We start from the raw sequence: 19518 nt of genomic DNA, 5'->3' as shown, positions 1-19518 counted from the left end.
CATGACAGCAACGGCATTGAGTCGAACACCCGAACGCATTGAATGGTAAGGACCGCATCGGCTTTTCAGCCCATGGCATTCGCGCCAGCGCCTGGACCATGCTCAACTAGATGGGATCTCGCTCGGACGTGATCGAGCGTGAATTGGCGCATGCCGAGAGAAGCAAAAAATCCGGACAAGTTATAATCAGGCTGGATATCTCGCCGAGTTTCGTCAGATGATGAAGTCTTAGGCTTACATGGCCGACGCTATGGTCATGAATGATAAAGCGTGATTGATGTCTTCGTTTTTGGTTGTATAAGGATGTCCTTGGTGGTTGATCACTCAATTTCTAGCAGGAAATTGGCTTTCGCCCGACTGTAATGAGCTAGTCATGCGATTAGTATGACCTTTCTTGACGCTTACGAATATATGCGATGGGTCAGTCTTCACCCTGAAGGCACCCACCTTGCGAGGCATAAAGAATTTGTATTTTCTATTAGCTGCTACCTCGGAATTTTTCTGTCGGTCCAAACGCTCAGGTGTTGGGGGTATCTTGGCTGAAATGGCCAATCAATGAAGAGCAGGCTCGGAAAACTTTGATCGAGGTTTAGCTTTTAAGTGTTTTCTTGTCGTCTATATGAAGATGGTCCTTGAGGATTTTGAAATTACTAAAAAATGGATCTAACTAGTGCTGCTAAACTGGCGGAGCTTCCTTCAAGACTACCTAAAGTGATAGCACAGCATCTCCCGTAATAGACTTGAGGGAATACTTCTGAAAACTTGGTTATGGCAGGGGTGCTTTCCCAGTATGGGTGTGATTTGGTACCAGTGGTCAGGCTAGGGAAGTCCGTAAGAAGGTGGTGGATGACATGCTAAAGATTGGTCTTGGTGCTTCTCCAAGTCGTATCTTCAGAAGTAGGAAGCATCGGGCTGGCAAGTGAGTTTTATTGAAAATTGCCGGTGTAATTACAGTGCTGTGCCGAAATAAAAAACGATCACAGGATAACTATAAAACGGATATAAAATGCTGAGCGCAGGGCGCGCCTATCGTCCTGGTTATTGATGATTTTTCGGTTGCAAAACTGGTCGGGTGATTTCTATGATCTCTTCATTGCTCCTGCTCCTGCTCAAGGTAATGGGTTGTTGGTTGTATCTGTCTTTCGTGTGTTCGTATGGCGTCTCTTTTGATGATTGTATTTGATTTCAAGAGTGTTGATTTTTTCTTTCTGAAAAGTTTTTCGATCTGGTCCTTTTGTGGGGTTGGGAGACTTTCTGGGGAAGGGGTTAGTGTTTCAATTTGAAGCGTTAATTTGCAGCTTTCGGTTAGGGCTTCGCTTAGTTTTTCAGTGAGAGTGACAGCTGCTACTTGATAACTGTCGAGTTGTTTGCGGTGGGACTTGTTTAATTCGTTGAGTTGGTCGCGGTATTGGCTTTTTACTTCAAGTCCATTTTTAATTAACCATTCCAGTGTTTCAGTTATGTTGCTGCGTCTTGATTTGGCTAAATTTTCCAGGCATTTTTTTGCTGAAGTCGAAAGTATGAAGTTGCTGGGCTTTTTCCCATTTAGGCTTTCTCTCAGTTTCTTTTGGCGCCAGGCGCCTTTCATTTTTCTTAAAAGCTCTCGTATTTCACTGCTTTCAGGCCATTTCTCAGATTCCCTTATAAGCCCGTCGTAGGTGGTTTGCTCGGGAATATTTGCTCTGTGGTTGTTTAGGTATCGGATGGCCCACTTCAGCATGTTTGGGTTGTCTTTTTCTATCCATCCAAGTCTGTTTTGTGCTTTTTTCAATGAATCCCTCGCTAATGCGTTTATTAGAACTAAAGGTTATATAGAATGATTTTTAATGTTGCGTTACGGAGTGACGTTACGTAGTAGCGTAGTCTATTTTTTATGCTCTTGAAACAGGGTGTTATTCTGCGATTTAATAGCTGCCTTCCTGAAAAGGTGAGGGTGGGTGATGCACTGCGTTCTGTTGGGGATGGAATTGGCTGGGATCAGCCCTGAGACGAAGCTTGTCCTTGTAAGGTTCGTGCAGCTGTACGGGCTGTGGGAGTCGATCACAATCGGGGTTAAGGAGTTAGCCAAGGCCTCAGGTGCTACGGATCGTGTGGTATCTAGCGCTCTGGCTGAATTGGTGGCCGAAGATCTTTTGATACGCACACCTATCGTCTGCGGGCGGGGACGCCCCAAGAGTGGGTATCGGGCGTCAAGTAAGTTGTCTAGGTTGTTAGAAGACGAAAACAAAAAGCTCAATGTGATAAATAGACCGAGAATTGATCACGTACTGAACCCTTCTGCGGAAAATTGTAAGGGTGGCTTGAGTGTTTGTAATCGGTTGCTACTGTCCACTCTGCTTCTATACGCCGATCAATTTGGGATTGTACGGGGAATCGGAGTATCCAGGTTGTCCCAGGCTACTGGTCTGAATCGAGATCGAATAAAGGCCCAGGTGCACAAGCTGATCGCTCTGAGGGTCATGAGAGGGGTGATTCCGGGTGTTGCAACATCTGTTGTATTGGGCGTTTCAAAGTCAGTTTACTTTATTAATTTTCATCATGGGTTTTTTCAAAAAGGTAGTTCGGGAGCGATCGTGCTAACTTTCGTCTCGAAATCCAGTGGGGATTCGGGGGAGATGAGTGAGGTTGCAGCCATCATTGGCTCTGCGGGGCTTGGCAAAGGGCTGGAATTCGAGAGGCATAAAAAGTTTTCTGGAATACTGCCTGATAGCGATAGATTTAATGCGCTGGCGGGGTTGTTTTCTTCTTTAGCCAAGGATAGAAGCTCGTCGAGGGCGCTTCAGGTTAGATTGGAGGAGTACGCGTCAGGGCTACTGTCCAAGCATTGGAAAGCCTTGGAACTAGGTCAGTTTAATTCTGATGATGAATTGCAACTGCGAATCAAGAAAGATTTCAGTAAAGGAACGGGCACAGGGCGAGATTTCAAGGATGATGTCCTTCGAAGCGAGCTGTTTTTTGAGTTCGTTTATGTAGTTGCGGATTCCACGACACTTGGACACCCAGCCCGCGCTCATTTGGACACTCGTTCCACGCGCACTTGGACACCTGATCCACGTCCACTTGGACAGGCAGTCGGAGCGCAGCGACGCAGGGTTGCATTGTTAGTCTGAAGCCCCTGCCACCGTCAATTTCGTCGTGCGCTTACGCATCGATTCACCCTTCAGTTCGATCCGATAAGCGTTGTGCACCAGCCGGTCGAGGATTGCATCGCCCAGGGTCGGATCGCCGATCAGTGCATGCCATTTGTCCACCGGCATCTGGCTGGTCACCAACGTCGAGCGGCTGCCGTAGCGGTCGTCCAGCAGCTCGAGCATGTCGCGCCGTTGCGCTGCGGTAAACGGCGCCAGGCCCCAGTCGTCCAGGATCAGCAAGTCCGTCTTGGCATACCCCGTCATCAGTTTGGCGAAGCGCCCATCACCGTGGGCTAAGCCCAGCTCTTCCATCAGGCGTGGCAGGCGTAGGTAGCGCACGCTGTAACCATCGCGGCAGGCCTTGTGGGCCAGGGCGCAGGCAAGCCAGGTTTTGCCCACGCCGGTGGGGCCGCCGATGATCAGGTTCAGGCCATCGCGCAGCCATTGGCCGCTGCCCAGTTGCAGGATCAGCGACTTGTCCAGCCCACGAGGGCTGCGGTAGTCGATGTCCTCCAGGCAGGCGTTGTGGCGCAGCCGAGCAGCCTTGAGGCGGGTCGTGAGGCGTGTGTTTTCACGCTCGGTCAGCTCGCGGTCGACCATCAGGCCGAGGCGTTCGTCGAAGCTCAGGTCGTTGATGTCGGGCGTCGCCTGTTGCTCGCTCAGCGCTTTGATCATGCCGTGCAGGCGCAGGGTTTGCAGCTTGTCCAGGGTGGGGTTCGGTAGCATTTCAAGGTTCCTTTTGCAGGTCAGTGGTAGTAGCCGGGGCCGCGCAGGTTGGTGTGTTCGTCGGGCAGCAGGGGCAGGTTTTGCTGGGCCAGCGGCAGCCGTTCCAGCCCTTGGCGCAGGATCGATTCAAGGCTTTTGTAGCTGCACGCGCCCAGTGCCAGCGCACGCTGGCAAGCGGCCTCCAGCCGCGCTTCGCCGTGCTGTTTGCTCAGGCGCAGGATGCCCAGGCATGCGCGGAAGCCATGCTGCGGGTGGATTCGGCGTTCGAGGATGTAGGCGATGACGCCAGCGGTGTTGGGCCCTGTCTGCTCGGCCCAGCGGATCAGTCGCTGCGGTGTCCATTCGGCATGCTCGCGATGGCTCTTGGGCATGTGCTCGGTTTGCGTGGTGTGGCGGCCTTTGTGCGGCGAGCGGCGGTGGCTGGCCACACGCTGGTTCGCGTGGAAGCACTCGACGGTCTGGGCGGTCAGGCGCACTTCGAGCTGGTGCTTCACCAGTTGGTACGGCACCGAGTAGAAGTGGCCGTCCACTTCGACGTGGTAGTCGATGTGGACGCGTACCTTTTTCCATTCAGCGTAGACGTAGGGCTGTTCCGGTAAGGCCTGCAACGCAGGTTGGTCGATGGCTTCGAAGGCCGACCGGCGTGAGCCGGGCAGCTTTTTGAAGGGCTTGTGGTTGAGCCGATCCAGCAGCAGTGCGATAGCGGTGTTGAGTTCGCCCAGCGAGAAGAACTGGCGGTTGCGCAATGCCGCGAGGATCCAGCGTTCAACCACCTGGACGCCGACCTCGACCTTGGCTTTGTCCTTGGGCTTACGCGCACGGGCAGGCACGACGGCGATGCCGTAATGCTCGGCCAGGTCGCGGTAGCTGGGGTTGATGTCGGGCTCGTAGCGATGCGCCTTGCTGACGCCGCTGCGCAAGTTGTCGGGCACCAGGATCTGCGGGGCCGCTCCGAGAAACGCTAAGCAGCGCGCGTGCGAGCCCAGCCAGTCAGGCAGCGTTTGTGACCAGGTGGCTTCGGCGAAGGTGTAACTGGATGCTCCGAGAACAGCGACGAAAACCTGGGCCTGGCGGATTTCACCGGTCTGCCGGTCGATGACCGGTACGGTTTGGCCCGCGTAATCGACGAACAACTTCTCGCCGGCGCGGTGCTCCTGGCGCATGGCCACGTCGACCTTGGCGGCCCACAAGCGGTAGTGCTCGCAGAACCAGCTGTATTGGAAGCCTTGCGGGTGGCTGAGCCGGTACTCCTGCCAGAGCAGGGCCAGGGTTACGCCGGGGCGGCGTAGTTCGGTGTGCACCCATGCCCAGTCTGGTATCGGGCGTTGATCGCTGGGTACTGTTGGGGCCGGTGGGAACAGAAGCCGTTCTAGCTCGGCATCCGACAATGACGTTGGCCAAGTCAGCCCGCAGGCGTTGAACCGGTGCAGGTAATTGCCAGCACTGCCGCTACTGATTTGCAGGCTTGCGGCGATCTTGCGCACGGACAGGCCGGCGTCGAACTTTAGGCGTAGTACCTCTCGGATTTTACGCATGGATAAACGCTCCACGACGACCTCTTCGCTTCGAAAAAGAGGTCGATGGTAGTGAATAGTCCTGCGTTGCTGCCTGCCTGAGCTTGGGGCTGATCAGTGAGCGCTCACTGTCCAAGTGCTCGTGGAATCAGTGTCCAAGTGACCGTGGAATGGGTGTCCAAGTCAGCGTGGAATCACTGTCCAAGTGTTCGTGGAATGGGTGTCCAAGTGCGCGTGGAATCCCCATGTAGTCGCTGTTTTGATGGCTCGGCGTGTGCAGAGTTTGGTTTTAAGTGCTAAGGGTTTTGCGTACGAAATTGCCGGGTTGCAGATCCTGCCGAGTTTTGAGCCCGGTACATACTTTGGGCGGTTTGCTGTTGGCCGGTCTCTGTTGATTGTTCCTGGTAATAGTTTTCGAGCAGGAGAGTGCTATGTCATGAATGAGAGCAATCTTGGCGAGCCTACGTGTGAGAGGTTTTCAAGTGAGGAGGAGATGCCTGAGATTGACCGTTATCGTTTTGGCCTTCTTTTTCAGGTTCATACTCCCACGCGCTATCGGTATCGGGGGTAAATCGCTCTGTATGCCAGTAATGGTCAGTAACTCTTTACCGGCCTCCTAGATCCTGTGTACGGATTTGAGGAGTTGGTCATGCGCATACTTCGAATGAAAACAGTTATTGAAATTACTGGTCTGGCCCGATCTACGGTGTATAAGTACGTTGCTGAAGGGATATTTCCGAAGCCTATTTCGTTAGGCGGGCGCTCTGTTGGCTGGTTGGAGTCAGAGGTTCATTCCTGGATTCAGTCTAGGCTAGTTGAGCGAAATTAGTAGGTCTTGATGGGCTTGTTCTTGGCAGCTGGTCTGCTTCTTGTTTGCTTTATTTTCTTTCAATGAAAACATCATGTCCGGTTGACTCCCGGACATGATGTTTTTTTGCCGGACCTTTTGGTGGCGTTGTTTTTCTGGCTCTGAACAGGAATGCTTTAACTTTCTCTAGGGTTTATGCTTTTGGAGCTTTCGGTGCGGGTAGTATGCTTTAGTGTTCTAAGCACTACTGTTTAATAACTCCTGCCTATCACTCATGTAGGGCCTGATATTGAATCATTAGGTTAAGGTCATAGATGTCCCTCTAACTGGTATCTATCATGAATGTCTACTTTATACCTTGCGGTTGGCAGTATGGTTTAGGTGATCGATATTGAACTTTGGTATCTGCGTGATGAGCTCGTTGAGGTCTAGCTCAATGGGTTGCGGTGAACGTGTAAATAACTATCAAGCCGACTGAAGATATGAACTTCAGTAGAGTAGGTAGTAACCATGCGTCGTTTTTCAGAGAACCGTAATCTTCGTTTGTACTCAGCAGATACTTTTCAGGGCCTGCCGATAATGGGTGAAAAAGGCCCTTTTATACTTGGATACCTTGAAGCCCTGAGTCGCACCATCAAACTTGCACTTGATCAGTATCCTAGGGTGATTGCGTTCAGGGTGGACCTGCGTCTTCCGCGTTTTGGGGGTATTCCGGATGATGCGTTGTCAAACCGTGTGATTAGTAGGTTCATCGAGTCGTTCAAAGCAAAAATTGAGCACAATCGTGAGAAAGCACGTGAGCAGAACAAGTACGCCCATGACTGCAGGGTACGTTACGTATGGGCGAGAGAGAGGAGCGAGGCAGGGCGACAGCATTACCACCTGCTGATCCTGCTCAACAGGGACGCCTACTACACAATCGGGCGGTTGCAGCCACAGAGGCCGAACATGATCAGCCGCATGCAGGAGGCTTGGGCCAGTGCGTTGAAGTGCGAGGTTGAGCAAGTGAGGGGCTTGGTACATATCCCGTCTAATGCGGAATACCGAGTAGACCGGGAGGTCCGGCCAGGGAATGTGGATTACTTACCTGATCTGTTTCATCGTGCCAGCTACCTTTGTAAAGCTGCGACGAAGCGTTATGGGGAGGGCGCTCATGGCTTCGGATTCAGCCGAGGATAGAGGGTAAGTAGCTTGTTCCCAGTCCAGCCCTCAGGAAGGCAAACTGACCTGAGGGCTTGGAGGGCTTTGTCACTGAGGACAAATTCGAGCCCCGAATTCAAATTCTTGTTGCGTTGACTTCCTACAGGCAAAGCATTCGCGCATATTCAAACGCGTGTGAACGCCTTCCACTCAGTGTAAGCAGCAAGCGGAATCACTTGGTTTGTCACCGGTCATCGCGGGATTGGAATGTGGTCTGCCTAAGCAACAACCGGATAACAAGCATCACCCCATAGCGTTTCCGGGTTATCCAACATCAGCAAAATAATCACAGGCACCAGCTTGCCGAGGAGGTTCGAGCAGTCGCGCAGTTGATCCCGGTTCACACTGCTGTTCCAGGTTGCGCCCCCATGCATTACCTGGTTACGCAATGTATAGATTCGATTGAACAGAACACCGAGTACTGCTGGGGTATTGCGGTTGGCTAACGCTTGCTGCGCTGCTCGTCGACCGCTGGCAAACCGCTCGGTCCACTGTTGCTCGCTGATCTTGCCGTTCTGGTTGTCCCAGAAACTCTGAAATACGTAGGGGTTGTCCAGCAATGCGCGGATACTGCCTGAGAACTCGGACCAGACCAGGTTCTCGATCAGGTTGGCTGTGTCTAGCGCACAGAGTTTGTCCAGGAACGCCTTGAACGTGGACTGCTCGGAAAGTCGGAACTGCTCATCAATGTCCGTGGCATAGGCAGAGTTGAAGGCGATCCACAGAAAGATAAAGCGCCCATCAAGATCATCCGCCTGCTCGGCGCGATTCAGCCAGCTTAATGCGCGATGAACGCGCAAGGTGAGGTTGGGATGGTGGCCTTCACGTTCCTGGCGGTGACGGGCTTTGAGTGCTTGATGGTCCATTAAGTGCCGATCCTTGAAGTCGTGGGCGGTCGGTAAAGAGGTAGCGTGTGCCTGAAAACTTTACAGGTGGCCGGGCCAATCGCCGCTGGCGTTGAAAAGCGTCTATTCAGGGCATTAGAACCTGCTCAATTTGTTTACCTGTATGAACAGACAACGTGGACGTGGTCTGCCATTTTGCTTAGGGTATGGCCATTCGACATTGCCCGCAAGGCGACCTGCATGAAGCGTGAACAGTTCCTGGCACAACCCGAAGTGGAATCTTTCGTTGCATGGCTGGCAGCCAACTTGCCGGCGCTCACGTTCAAGCTGCGCTTCAAGTCCAGCAAGTTTGTACCTGGCGGTTTGACGGTTGAAGTCCAGGGGATTGAGCGGGTACTTGAGCACTATCGCTGGAAGGCAAGCTGGCACGACTCCAACCAGAGTGTGGTTGAGTCTGAAACCTGGGCTGAAACCCAACGCTCTTTGGGGAAACTGCGTGAGTGGCTGACGAGTGCGGTCAACGCTGGTGATGAGCAACAAGCGCTTCAGGCGTGTTTGCAGATTCTTCGTTGGGGCGGCGTGCGGGGCGCCATTCCGTTCTTGCACCGGTTGGAGGCCAAAGACGAGTTGTCGGGCTACCTGAAAAAGATGGCCGGACTCATGACGCTCGACGGTGACAATGACCTGGATGACCTCGACGCTAGCAGTGTCGAGCGTTTCGATTCTGGCCTGACCAAGATTCACGCCTTGCTCGATTTGTCTGGTTCTCCAATCTATGACAGCCGTGTGGGCGCTGCGATTGCCATGTTGTATTCGCTGTTTCGCCAGCAGTGGGCGGGGCGTGGTAAACCCTTGCTGATGTTCCCGTCCGGCGGCGCGCGAGGCAGCCAGATCCGCAACCCAGGAGCGTTCTTGAACAGCGTGGCGGCGCCGCAGTTTTCGACGATCGACTATGCCGAGTGGGCGCGTTGGCAAGTGCGCTTGGGCTGGATTATTCGAGCGCTGCTCGAGCGTACCAATTGGTTTGCTGGGCAAGGGACTCTCCCCGCGCGTTGCCATGCCTTCGAGGCCAGCCTGTTCATGCTTGGCTATGACCTTCGCTGCTTTGGTCTGGCGCTGGCGTCTAATTCCATAGCGGGTAAGCCAGAAGTCGAGGCGCAGGACTGCGAGCGTGGAGGCAATAATTGGGTGCCCACGGGGCATCCTTTCAGCCAGGTTCTCAAGGATTATCTGGCCTTCCGCTACAGCGGTGCTCTCGATAACAAAACCTCGTTTGTTGAATGGCTGGTGGCCCAGCCGCGTGACGAGAAGCCGCTCACGCGTACCACTGCACAGGGCTACTGTTTCCCGTTTTCCATTGAAGAGTTCGACTTGTTCGGCCGACCGCTTGCACAGCTTGAGCGCATCGTTGCCGGTGGTGAGGACGGATTGCGTGCGGCCCTGGCTACCGAGGCCCTCGAGCCGTTCACAGTCGGTGATGAGCGCGTCAGTGTCTGCTTGGTGGATGTGTTGATCACGGGCAACGCGTATGCGCGAGCGACGACCGACAAGGATCGTGTCGACTACATCGTGAGTGCCGGCTATGCCGGTACCGAGAACTCTGCAAGGACACTCATGGCCCTGGGGCGTAACGTGGGCACACACTTCGGCCTGCTTGATGCGCAGCACTCGCCAACGAGTCTGTTCGAGCAGTTTTACCAGGACTGCTCGCTCGACGCCTGAGCAACACACGCAACATTTGCGCAGCACCATGTGCCCCTTGGCCTTTCACAGGGTGGAATACAACCATGCAAACCCGGAACGGCGTTCAGTTGTATTCCGCCTCAGACATCTGTGGTTTTCTGGAGTGCCAGCACCTAACGGCACTGGACCTTCAGCATCTTGTTGCCCCTATGGAAAAAGCGCCGGCAAGCGAGCAGAACCGCCTGATCCAGGGCAAGGGGCTCGCTCATGAAGCGACGTTTCTTGAACGACTCAAACGCGAAAATGCTCACGTAGTCGACATTGCCGAGGGCAATCCGAGTTTCGCGCGGCGGGTGGAACTGACCATTGAGGCCATGAAGGCTGGTGCGGACATCATCTTCCAGGCTTCGCTCCAGGAAGGTGCCTTTATTGGGCATGCCGACTTCCTGCGTAAGGTGCCGCGGGCGTCGACGCTGGGCGATCATAGCTATGAGGTGATCGACACCAAGCTGGCCAAGTCTGCAAAGGCCAAGTTCCTTGTACAGGTTGCGCTTTACTCGCGAATGCTGATTGCGATCCAGGGCATACAGCCGCAGTTCATGTATGTCGTACTGGGTGATTCTGCGCGTACGGAGCAGGCGTTTCGGGTCGCTGACTACGCCGATTATCTGGAGCAAGTGCTGCAGCGTTTCACGGCGTTCGTGAACAGTCACGGACAACCTGTGACGTACCCGGAGCCATGCGGGCATTGCGGGTTTTGTGTGTGGCGCGATCGCTGTGACGAACAACGGCTGCAAGACGATCACCTCTCGGCAGTCGCCGGCATCAGCCGATCGCAAATCAAGAAATTGCAGGCTGGTGGTGTGACCACATTGCAGCAGTTGGCGAACAGTACCGATGACTTGCGCATCCCCAAGTTGCAAGTGGAGTCGCTGGGCAAGTTGCGCCATCAGGCACGTTTGCAGTTCCAGGGGCGCTCCAGCGATGGCCCGTTGTTCGAGTTTCTGCCGGTCGTGGGGAAGAGGCGGGGTTTTAACCGAATGCCCACGGCGGTTGAGGGCGATCTGTTCTTCGACATGGAGGGCAATCCGCTGGAGGAGGGCGGCCTGGAATATCTCTTCGGTCTGTATATCGACGAAGGTGGCCAGCAATCCTTCAAACCTTTCTGGGCCCATAGCCGAGAGGCAGAAAAGATCGCGTTCGAGCAGTTCATCGACTGGGTCATCGCTCACCTCAAGCGTTACCCCAGCGCACATATCTACCACTATGCCAGCTATGAAGAGACGGCCATCAAGCGCCTGATGAGCCAGCACGGTACACGCGAGGCACAAGTGGACTGGTTGCTGCGCAACGGCAAGCTGATCGACCTCTACAAGGTTGTGCGCGAAGCGATCCGGGTGTCTGAGCCCAGCTACTCGATCAAGAACATCGAGCATTTTTACATGGGGCAGCGAGACGGCGACGTTACCAATGCCGGTGCGAGCATCGTGTTTTATGAGCGTTGGAAAGAGACTGGCGAGTCGGCGTTGCTCAAGCAGATCGAGCGGTACAACGAAGACGACGTGCTATCCACCTATCTTCTGCGCAACTGGCTTTTGAGCATTAAACCGTCGGATGCGAGCGCTCTCTCCGAGCCTGAAACAGAAAGCGAGAAAGCTGTAGCGGAACAAAAGGAGATTGAGGTTCGTCTGGAAAGCTATCGCGATCGCTTGCTCGCTGGCTTGCCCGCCGCCGAATGTGCCCTGAGCGAAGCGGATCAAGTCAGGTTGCTCACCTTCCAGCTGCTCGACTTCCACCGTCGGGCAGACAAGCCGACATGGTGGCAGTTGTTCAGCCGTCAGGACATGACCACTGAGGAGCTGCTGGAGGATATCGAGAGCCTGGCCGGTTTGCGGCGTACAAAAACGCCGCCCGAACCGATCAAGAAATCATTTCTGTTTGAATACAGTTTCGAACCTCAAGAAAGCAAGATGCGCACGGGTTCCCAAGGCGTCATCACCGAGTCCCTGGCCAATGTGCAGTTGGTTAACCTGGACAGTAACGCGTGTCTGGCGATGTTCAAAGCCACCGCGAACAAAGCGCCACCGGATGACTTCGACATGATTCCCGGCAGGCCGATTCCATCGACTTCGCTGCGCGAGGCACTGTTTCGCTATGCCGACAGCGTCCTGGCCGGTGAGCAGCGCTTCCAGGCGGTGTCGGACTTTCTCCATCGATGCGCTCCGCGGGTGAAAGACGTCCAGCCGGGTGCGCCACTACTGGATCCACGCCTGACGACGACGGATGCCATCAAGCAGGTGGTACGCAATCTTGAGAACAGCGTGCTGTTTATTCAAGGGCCGCCGGGTGCCGGCAAGACCTACACGGGCTCGCACGTGATTGTTGACCTGCTCAAAGCAGGCAAGCGCATCGGTGTGACCTCCAATTCGCACTATGCCATCAACAACCTGTTGTCTGCTGTTGAGTCTCGTGCACAAGCAGAGGGCGTTGCATTCAAGGGGTTGAAAAAGTCATCGGAGGGAGAGGGCACTGAGTTCACTGGTTGCTGCATTCGCTCCATCGAAGACAAAAAGGATTTCCTTGATGCCTGGGGGCCGGGAATTGACCTGACTGCGGGTACTGCCTGGCTATTTGCCGACGAGACCTTCACCGAGGCGTTGGATTACCTCTTCATCGACGAGGCCGGTCAAGTGAGCGTGGCGAACCTGGTTACCATGGGCATTGCGGCACGCAACATCGTCTTGATGGGCGACCAGATGCAATTGTCGCAACCAGTGCAAGGCGTGCACCCTGGCCGTTCCGGTGACTCTATCCTCGATTATCTGCTGGATGGCACGCCCACCATTGCGCCTGATCGTGGGGTGTTTCTGGCGCAAACCTGGCGGATGCATCCGCACGTTTGCTCATTCATTTCTCATGCGGTGTACGAAGGTCAACTGTCGTCGGCACCAGGAACCGAGCGGCAGGTGTTGCGACTGGATGGCCAGCGGCCAGATGTACCGGGCAGCGGACTGATGTTTTGCTCTGTGGAGCACGACGGCAACGGCCAGAGTTCCGATGAAGAAGCCGCGTACATCAAAGCGCTGTACACGTACTTTCTGCAGCAGCGCTATGTGGATAACACCGGCGAGGAGCACGCTGTGTCTCTCGAAAACATCCTGGTCGTGGCGCCCTATAATTTGCAGGTACAGCTGTTGAAGCAGGTGCTGCCGGCGGGTGCGCGCGTCGGCACTGTGGATAAGTTTCAGGGGCAAGAGGCAGAGATTGTCATCGTCTCGATGGCGACGTCGAATGAAGACTACCTGCCCAGGGACATCGGCTTCCTGTACTCGAAAAACCGTTTGAATGTAGCGGTCAGCCGGGCGAAGTCGCTAGCTTGTATTGTCGCCAGTCCTGATCTGACGGCCATTCGTTGCCAGACGCCGCAAGACATGAACTTGGTCAACGGCTTGTGCATGGCGGTCAGGTACGGAACGCTCGACGAAACCCGTCAATACCAAGAGGTTTTGCTATGAAAAATCTGTTCGCAATTATCGGTGTTATCGTCGTTGCCAAGAAGGGCTACGAGTTTGTCCGTGAATACATGGAGATGAAACAGGAGTTGGACCGACGTGCTTCCGATTCGGCCTGACAAACGCCGATAACGTCGACAACTCCGTCCTTTTTCTGCTTCCAACGGGTGTCTGCTTGGGCCAAGTTGGCGCGACCGTTCAGCTAAGGTCCCATTTCAATGCGAGGTTCGTGATGTGTAATGACCAAGGGGATGGTCACTCGGATGACCCAGGTCCCGCGCAAGTTAGAACCGAGGATGAGGTCGAATACAGCGAGGAATTCGCCGCCATGATCCTGGAGCAGGAGGCGAAGGGCTGCTTTCAGGAAATTGATGTCGATGACATGCTCGCTCTGCTCGACCGCATGATCATCGAGGCCCAAGGCGTGGTGCGGAAACTACAGTGACTGGGGACAAACCTGACTGTTGATACAGATGTCGTCAGCCGGTTTGGCTGAAATCCTCGACGGCTGGATCTCTTCTTGGCTGGCCGCTAGTGAGTCGTTCTCCGAATAGGGTTGAGCAGATACACCTGCGGCTGAACGAGCACGAGCCGGCCATCGACGAGGGGCGTCATGCCCCTCGTCTCGGAGATTTGAGCGTCAGTCATTCATCAGCCACGGCCTCAATTCCTTGAGGTTGCTCACTACAACTTGCTGGGCTTCAGGGCTCGTCGCCAGGTTGCGCGGGTCGATCTGATAACGCTGCAACACATACTTCACCAAGGCCCTGCGGCTGGGCACCACCAATTGTCCTTGCGTCATCCCGAAGTCGGTTTCGATGATTGCCTTCTGCGCCTCGTTCAATCGCCCATCGGGCTCGAAGATAACCGGAATCTCGACATTCCAGTCTTCATCCAGCTCCCGTGTATTCGGCGATTCGTCTAGCAGGTCCGGCTGCCCGCGCAGACGGCTTAGCACGAAGTCGCGGTACTGGCCATTCTTTTCGCAGTAGGCCCGCACATGCCAGCGCATGCCGGTGTACACCAGCGTGTGAGGGGCGATGAGGCGAACCTCTACGTTCGGGGTATTGAACGACACGTACTCGGTTTCCAGGCGCAGGCCTTCGCGGCAGGCCTTGAGCAAGGGGCGCAGAATCTCCGGTCGAATGGGGCGATCGGGCACTTCCAACACCTTGGTGTGCGCATAGGCCAGTGCCAATCCATCAATGTGCGGGGCACGCTCATTGTTCTGATAGAGCAGGTGCAAATAGGCGCTGGCACTGTCGTCGATGAACAGGGGTTTGAACTGCTTGCTCGGCACATACCCCTTGAGCTGCTTGTCATATGTCAAGTTTTTGGGCGCATGCTCGGTGATGTAGGTATTGATGTCCTTGGATGCCTGCTGGCGGCTGATGCCAAAGCTCTGCATCAAGTGCCCCGTGGTCAGCCTGCCTTCCCACCAGGCAACGGTCTCGATCAAACGATAGCGAAGTGCCAGGTCCCAGCGTACCTGTTCAACAGATTGCTTGCGTTTCATACCCTCTCCATGTGCGCGAATACTTTACCTGTATAGGTCTACATTATAGACCTGTCGTTGATCACTACATATCGTGTGTCTGTCTTCGAAATAAATTGAAGTCACGAAAGGATGTGGACATGACTATGTCTGAAGCGGTTTCGACAGGGGCGTTGGTGTTGATCGGGGTGATCCTGACGGTGCTCCTGATGCAGTACCTGAGGTTGCGAGAAATCTGGCACGTGGCGCTTGCCTGCCGCCAGGACGCACGTTGGGCGCGGATCTGGGAGATGGAAAACCGGGAGCTACGTTCGGCACTGCGTGCTGAGAAAGCGCACATCGAGCAGTTGCAAAGCAAGCTGGTGATTTTGCAGAACTTGATCTCTGCAGAGCGATAAGGGAAGTGCATGAACAGACTTGAACGGATCAAAGGCTGCCTGCTGGGTGGTGCTGTCGGAGACGCGCTTGGCGCCCCCGTGGAGTTTCTTGAGTGGCCTGCCATCGAAGCCAAGTTCGGTCCGCAGGGCATCATTGATTTTGCCCCGGCTTACGGCAACACCGGCGCCATCAGCGACGAAACGCAGATGATGCTGTTCACCGCAGAAGGTTTGCTGCGCGCTTTTGTGCTTGGCAGTTTACGGCAGGCGTGCCATGTCCCGAGCATTGTTCACCAAGCGTTGCTGCGCTGGCTGATGACCCAGGATTACCCCTCTGCGATACCGATCGTCACAGATGGCTGGCTGATCAAGCAAGTCGAACTCTGGTCTCGTCGCTCCCCAGGCACAACTTGCCTGAATGCACTAAAGGCCAGCGCGCGGTTGGGAGCGGTTGCCGAGAACAACAGCAAGGGCTGCGGCGCCTTGGTACGTGTTGCACCCTGTGCATTCTTTGCCAATGCATTTGACTACGCGGCGCAGTCTGGACGCCTGACGCACGGGCATCCGACGGGCTACCTGGCGGCAGGGCTATTCGCCGACATTCTTCAGCGTGTTGTCGAAAGACAAGACAGCCTGGAACACGCGGTAACTCAAAGCTTGGCCAAATATGGGCAAGTACCTGGTATGGAAGAAACGCGCAGCCTCATCGAGCGCGTGCTGTTTTTCTACTACGAGGGCTATACACCCACCCCGCAACGCATTGGCGACCTTGGCGGTGGGTGGGTTGCCGAGCAGGCGCTGGCGATTGGACTGTGGTGTGCGCTGACAGCACGATCACTCGAAGAAGGGGTGATCACGGCGGTGAATCACAGTGGCGATAGCAACAGCACAGGGCTTGTCGCCGGGCACTTGTTGGGTGCCCAGTATGGTGCTGCTGCCATTCCTGCCCGCTGGTTCGAACGCCTGGAACTGCGCCAGGTGATCGTGCAGGTAGCCGAGGATCTTGAGCGTGTTCCACGTGATTACTGCGGGTTGGGTGGCGCGTTCGACGAGCAGATCGAATTGGCTTATCCGGGCAGTTGAATGCACCGATGGCAATACATCAGCGAAGAGACCAAGGAGCTTTAGAATGCCCATCAAACCCAGGCCCTTCACCTTTGAATGTGAAGGATGCGGTTGGACAAAGACAGTGGCACTGCAAAGTGATGCGCTGATGCCCGGCGAGTGGTTTGACCAGTGCCCGAGGTGCGGGAGCAAGGCACTGAAGATGCGCACCGCAGGGTGGCTTGAAGGGGCGTTGGCGGAGTTGCTGGCGCGGCGGCGATTTTGAGCGCACAGGCCAGGGTTCAGCGCCCTGGCCAGCAACGGGCTGCCAGCAGGCAGGCCTGGGTTATTAACACTCTGTGTGCCGGCGTTTACCGGCGTATTCGAGTTGCGAAGGAAGTCATCAGACTCGACAGAGGTTCTGGTGCGAACGAGTTCGCAAACCTCCAGGGCTTTTCGAGCGGCCGGCTTGAGCGTTCGACGAAGGCCTTCGCATTCATCAACGAGTTTTTCCAGCCCGGAAGAATCGAACATTTGCTCAGAGATGGGGAATGCTCGATCAATTTCTGTCAAACAGCGCCGTTCCGCCTATTTCCAGCGCATCGAGCTTGAACGCATTGAACTCGCCCTTGCGGCCTTCCAGTTGCGCAATATCGGCCTGGATGGCCTGCTTGTAGGCATCGAATACGGTATCGAGCTTGCTGTTAACCTTACCGACTACATCCACTTTACGGTTGATCGAGTGCAGGAACTGCTCGAACGCCAGGCCGCTGGAGGGGTAGTCTTTCTTGCGCGTGGACGAATAGGCGTACATGCCGGCCTACTCGATACCCGCGAAACTCAGGTCGTCGGCTACTTGCTGCATGATCTCAAGAATATCGTCCTGAGACTTCACATCCGCCTTGTTCAACACGATATACAGCGACTCTGCGCGGAACGGCGTGGACTCGATGTCGGACTGGTCGATGGTCCCGGCCGGGTCAAGGCCGATGACCCAGACCAGCGCCGAGGCCTGATTGACCAGGGAGGCTGCAGTGCTACGGTCGGAGGCTGCGGCCCCACCCGTGGTACCCGGATTGTAGCCGGGCGTATCGATGATGCACAGGTTGCCGAACAGCTCCGGGTCAGCGCAGTGGTTATCAACATAACGGAACAGGCAGCGGTTGATACACCATCGGCTCAGTGCGTGTGGAGACTTCGCTGCTCGTCCTTGCTGGAGGGTGGGATGCCACAGCGGGCTCCCTCTGCTCAACACATAGCAAGAGAAGGTAGGTAAAGTGGCGTTATGCCTTCATGGGTGCCTTTACCCGAAGATTCAGAGCTGAGAGTATCGGCACCATCGACTTCCAGCTAAAAAAGACGAGATTGATGTCCCTCTCAATACAACAGCTACAGGAAATGACCAGTGGCTTTGCCGCTTCCGGATATGCCTGCATCCAGCGCCCCAGTTCGCCGAAAAATCCGGTGAAGCTGAAGTGGACGGATATCGCGGGCATTGAACGGAGGGTTCGCCTGTGGGTGTTCGATATCACTCACGGTGGAGGAGGGAGGGACGACAAGGAGTTCCGAATCCAAATCACCAACGCCCCCTCTAGTGAGGAGGGAATGGATCATGGTGGCTTCATCGATCTAGTAATGGGTTATTCTCCAAGTCGGCGGGTTCTGGTGGCTTACGACAGGAGATGGCTCGAAAAACGTATGGAAAAGGGGAAAGGATCCCCCTCCGTTCAGGTGAGTGAACAGGACATCCAAGCAGCGCTTGTCGAAGGGATGCATCACATTACTAAGAGCGGGGTCGCTTTCGGAACAGCCAACATTTTGACCCTCAAACCAGAGTTTTTTCCCGAGTATCTAACCAACCACAATGCATTGCTATCAGGTGCGATGGGGGCAGCCAGGGTGTCCGACACTAACGTAAATGGCAATGTCTCACTTTGGCAGTTCTGTCTAGACAGAGGGTTTCACTTTGAGCCAGACCTGTTGGCAAGGTATGTCGCCTCCATTGCCGCCAAGCCGTTCGTGATCCTTGCTGGAGTCAGCGGCACGGGGAAATCAAAGATGGCAGAGTTGGTAGCTGAATTTTACTCTGTGTCAAGGACCACTCGAACGGCTACATCGGTGGTCTCTGACCCAGAGGTTGGAAATGAGTTTGTTTTCGTAGCCGGTAGTGTCGAGCCCGAGAGAGATCGTTTTGCCCTGGTTCCTGTTAGGCCAGACTGGATCGATAATCAGTCGATTATGGGCTTCGTGAACCCCATTTCGGGTCGATACGAGTCCACGTTGGCTCTAGACCTTATGCTTAGAGCCTCTGCTTCTCTGGAAGAGTCTACTGTCAAAGCAGCGGCGCCGCGCTTTTTCATGCTCCTTGACGAAATGAACCTAGCGCGTGTAGAGCACTATTTCAGCGATTGGTTGGCGTGCTCGGAAAGCAGGCGGCTCCAGCCGGACGGAACGATCAGCCAGCAACCGATCCCATTGCATCGTCACGCTGAAGCAAAAGCCAGCTTACTTGGTGGGGGCGATAGCGACTCCTCGGATATTAGCGTTCCGAGCGCGCTTGCCATACCGACTAATCTAATCGTGACGGGCACGGTGAACGTCGATGAAACAACTTTTGGTTTCAGTCCCAAGGTACTGGACCGCTCGATGGTCATTGAATTCAATGACGTTGATTTGGATGGCATGCGCCGCGGTATTGCTGCGACTGAAGAACATGGCTACCGCTTCCCGGACACGCTTCCGCTCTTCCGGCTGGCCACAACCGAGACATTTCAGGCTCTGCCGCAAGAGACGCACGATCATCTAGTTGCAATCAATCGGATAATGGAAAGAGCCCAGCTTCACTTTGGCTATAGATCCGCCGCTGAAATCAGCCTTTTCATGGAGATCTATAACCGTATTCTTCCCGAGGATGATGAAGACACTATGATGCTAAGGGCGCTGGACGGTGCTCTTCTGCAGAAGGTCCTTCCGCGTATTCAGGGTAACCGCGCACGGCTGGAGGCAACCCTTTGCACGCTTCTCTGGTATCTGCGCGACTTATCCATGCCGGGCCCCGCCCAGGATACTCGAACGATCACGCGCGAGGACGTCGCTAGGCTGCCGAACTCGTACAGCCGGGGATTTGAAATGCTGGAGCGCTTGCGGGAATTCGGCTTTGTGACCTTCTTCAAGTGACTAAGA

The 19518-nt window shown here is 54.9% G+C and carries 17 protein-coding genes; 10 read left to right on the top strand and 7 right to left on the bottom strand.

Features of this window, described 5'->3' with window-relative positions:
- Window positions 1-1090 precede the first annotated feature (1090 nt).
- The gene (locus tag KDB76_RS25155) at window positions 1091-1771 is read right to left on the bottom strand and encodes a hypothetical protein (protein WP_125940083.1); all 681 of its coding nucleotides are present in this window, start codon (window positions 1769-1771) and stop codon (window positions 1091-1093) included.
- A 661-nt stretch (window positions 1772-2432) separates the two neighbouring features.
- On the opposite strand from KDB76_RS25155, the gene KDB76_RS25150 reads away from it, so the two are divergent.
- Entirely contained in the window at window positions 2433-3110 is a 678-nt protein-coding gene (locus KDB76_RS25150) for a hypothetical protein (RefSeq protein WP_212632288.1), read from the top strand.
- Here KDB76_RS25150 and istB read toward each other — a convergent pair.
- Window positions 3102-3857, bottom strand: a complete 756-nt coding sequence (istB, locus tag KDB76_RS25145) for an IS21-like element ISPre4 family helper ATPase IstB (protein WP_038410325.1) — start codon at window positions 3855-3857, stop codon at window positions 3102-3104. The two genes, KDB76_RS25150 and istB, sit on opposite strands and share 9 nt — an antisense overlap.
- Before the next feature lie 20 nt (window positions 3858-3877).
- Complete coding sequence (gene istA / locus KDB76_RS25140; protein ID WP_038410324.1) at window positions 3878-5392, bottom strand: IS21 family transposase; 1515 nt, start codon at window positions 5390-5392, stop codon at window positions 3878-3880.
- A gap of 628 nt (window positions 5393-6020) precedes the next feature.
- Here istA and KDB76_RS25135 point away from each other — a divergent pair.
- Window positions 6021-6200, top strand: a complete 180-nt coding sequence (locus KDB76_RS25135; RefSeq protein WP_023442851.1) for an AlpA family transcriptional regulator — start codon at window positions 6021-6023, stop codon at window positions 6198-6200.
- 489 nt (window positions 6201-6689) lie between these two features.
- Window positions 6690-7358 carry an inovirus Gp2 family protein gene (locus tag KDB76_RS25130; protein ID WP_024947928.1) on the top strand — a complete coding sequence of 223 codons (669 nt, stop codon included), beginning with the start codon at window positions 6690-6692 and terminating at the stop codon, window positions 7356-7358.
- A gap of 239 nt (window positions 7359-7597) precedes the next feature.
- Here KDB76_RS25130 and KDB76_RS25125 read toward each other — a convergent pair whose 3' ends face one another.
- The gene (locus tag KDB76_RS25125; protein ID WP_033968774.1) at window positions 7598-8245 is read right to left on the bottom strand and encodes a HEPN domain-containing protein; all 648 of its coding nucleotides are present in this window, start codon (window positions 8243-8245) and stop codon (window positions 7598-7600) included.
- Window positions 8246-8290: 45 nt separating this feature from the next.
- Here KDB76_RS25125 and KDB76_RS25120 point away from each other — a divergent pair, with 45 nt between their 5' ends.
- The 3 genes from KDB76_RS25120 to KDB76_RS25110 all read left to right on the top strand — a co-directional run bounded on the left by KDB76_RS25120 (window position 8291) and on the right by KDB76_RS25110 (window position 13864).
- Window positions 8291-9946 carry a hypothetical protein gene (locus KDB76_RS25120; protein WP_230852925.1) on the top strand — a complete coding sequence of 552 codons (1656 nt, stop codon included), beginning with the start codon at window positions 8291-8293 and terminating at the stop codon, window positions 9944-9946.
- Window positions 9947-10011: 65 nt separating this feature from the next.
- A complete protein-coding gene (locus KDB76_RS25115; protein WP_024947247.1) occupies window positions 10012-13422 on the top strand; it encodes a TM0106 family RecB-like putative nuclease in 3411 nt (1136 codons plus the stop codon).
- A gap of 229 nt (window positions 13423-13651) precedes the next feature.
- On the top strand, window positions 13652-13864 hold the full coding sequence (locus KDB76_RS25110) for a hypothetical protein (protein ID WP_212632205.1): 213 nt from the start codon (window positions 13652-13654) through the stop codon (window positions 13862-13864).
- A 195-nt stretch (window positions 13865-14059) separates the two neighbouring features.
- On the opposite strand, the gene KDB76_RS25105 is transcribed toward KDB76_RS25110, so the two are convergent.
- Complete coding sequence (locus tag KDB76_RS25105) at window positions 14060-14935, bottom strand: WYL domain-containing protein (protein WP_024947249.1); 876 nt, start codon at window positions 14933-14935, stop codon at window positions 14060-14062.
- A 119-nt stretch (window positions 14936-15054) separates the two neighbouring features.
- Here KDB76_RS25105 and KDB76_RS25100 point away from each other — a divergent pair, with 119 nt between their 5' ends.
- The 3 genes from KDB76_RS25100 to KDB76_RS25090 are packed head-to-tail and all read left to right on the top strand — an operon-like array spanning window position 15055 to window position 16621.
- A complete protein-coding gene (locus KDB76_RS25100) occupies window positions 15055-15312 on the top strand; it encodes a hypothetical protein (RefSeq protein ID WP_024947250.1) in 258 nt (85 codons plus the stop codon).
- Between the two features lie 9 nt (window positions 15313-15321).
- On the top strand, window positions 15322-16374 hold the full coding sequence (locus KDB76_RS25095) for an ADP-ribosylglycohydrolase family protein (protein ID WP_024947251.1): 1053 nt from the start codon (window positions 15322-15324) through the stop codon (window positions 16372-16374).
- 46 nt (window positions 16375-16420) lie between these two features.
- Entirely contained in the window at window positions 16421-16621 is a 201-nt protein-coding gene (locus KDB76_RS25090; protein WP_024947252.1) for a hypothetical protein, read from the top strand.
- A gap of 273 nt (window positions 16622-16894) precedes the next feature.
- Here KDB76_RS25090 and KDB76_RS25085 read toward each other — a convergent pair whose 3' ends face one another.
- Both KDB76_RS25085 and KDB76_RS25080 read right to left on the bottom strand, forming a co-directional pair.
- Window positions 16895-17149, bottom strand: a complete 255-nt coding sequence (locus KDB76_RS25085; RefSeq protein ID WP_024947253.1) for a hypothetical protein — start codon at window positions 17147-17149, stop codon at window positions 16895-16897.
- Window positions 17150-17155: 6 nt separating this feature from the next.
- Window positions 17156-17587, bottom strand: coding sequence for a GTPase domain-containing protein (locus tag KDB76_RS25080; protein WP_170870245.1), 432 nt, complete (start codon window positions 17585-17587; stop codon window positions 17156-17158).
- Window positions 17588-17628: 41 nt separating this feature from the next.
- Here KDB76_RS25080 and KDB76_RS25075 point away from each other — a divergent pair, with 41 nt between their 5' ends.
- Window positions 17629-19512, top strand: a complete 1884-nt coding sequence (locus KDB76_RS25075) for a hypothetical protein (protein ID WP_024947255.1) — start codon at window positions 17629-17631, stop codon at window positions 19510-19512.
- Window positions 19513-19518: the final 6 nt, after the last annotated feature.

It is taken from the genome of Pseudomonas sp. JS425, from assembly GCF_018223845.1.
GTDB lineage: Bacteria > Pseudomonadota > Gammaproteobacteria > Pseudomonadales > Pseudomonadaceae > Aquipseudomonas > Aquipseudomonas asiatica.
The sequence above is the reverse complement of the archived record's forward strand: the minus strand, read 5'-3'. Positions and strand labels throughout refer to the sequence as shown.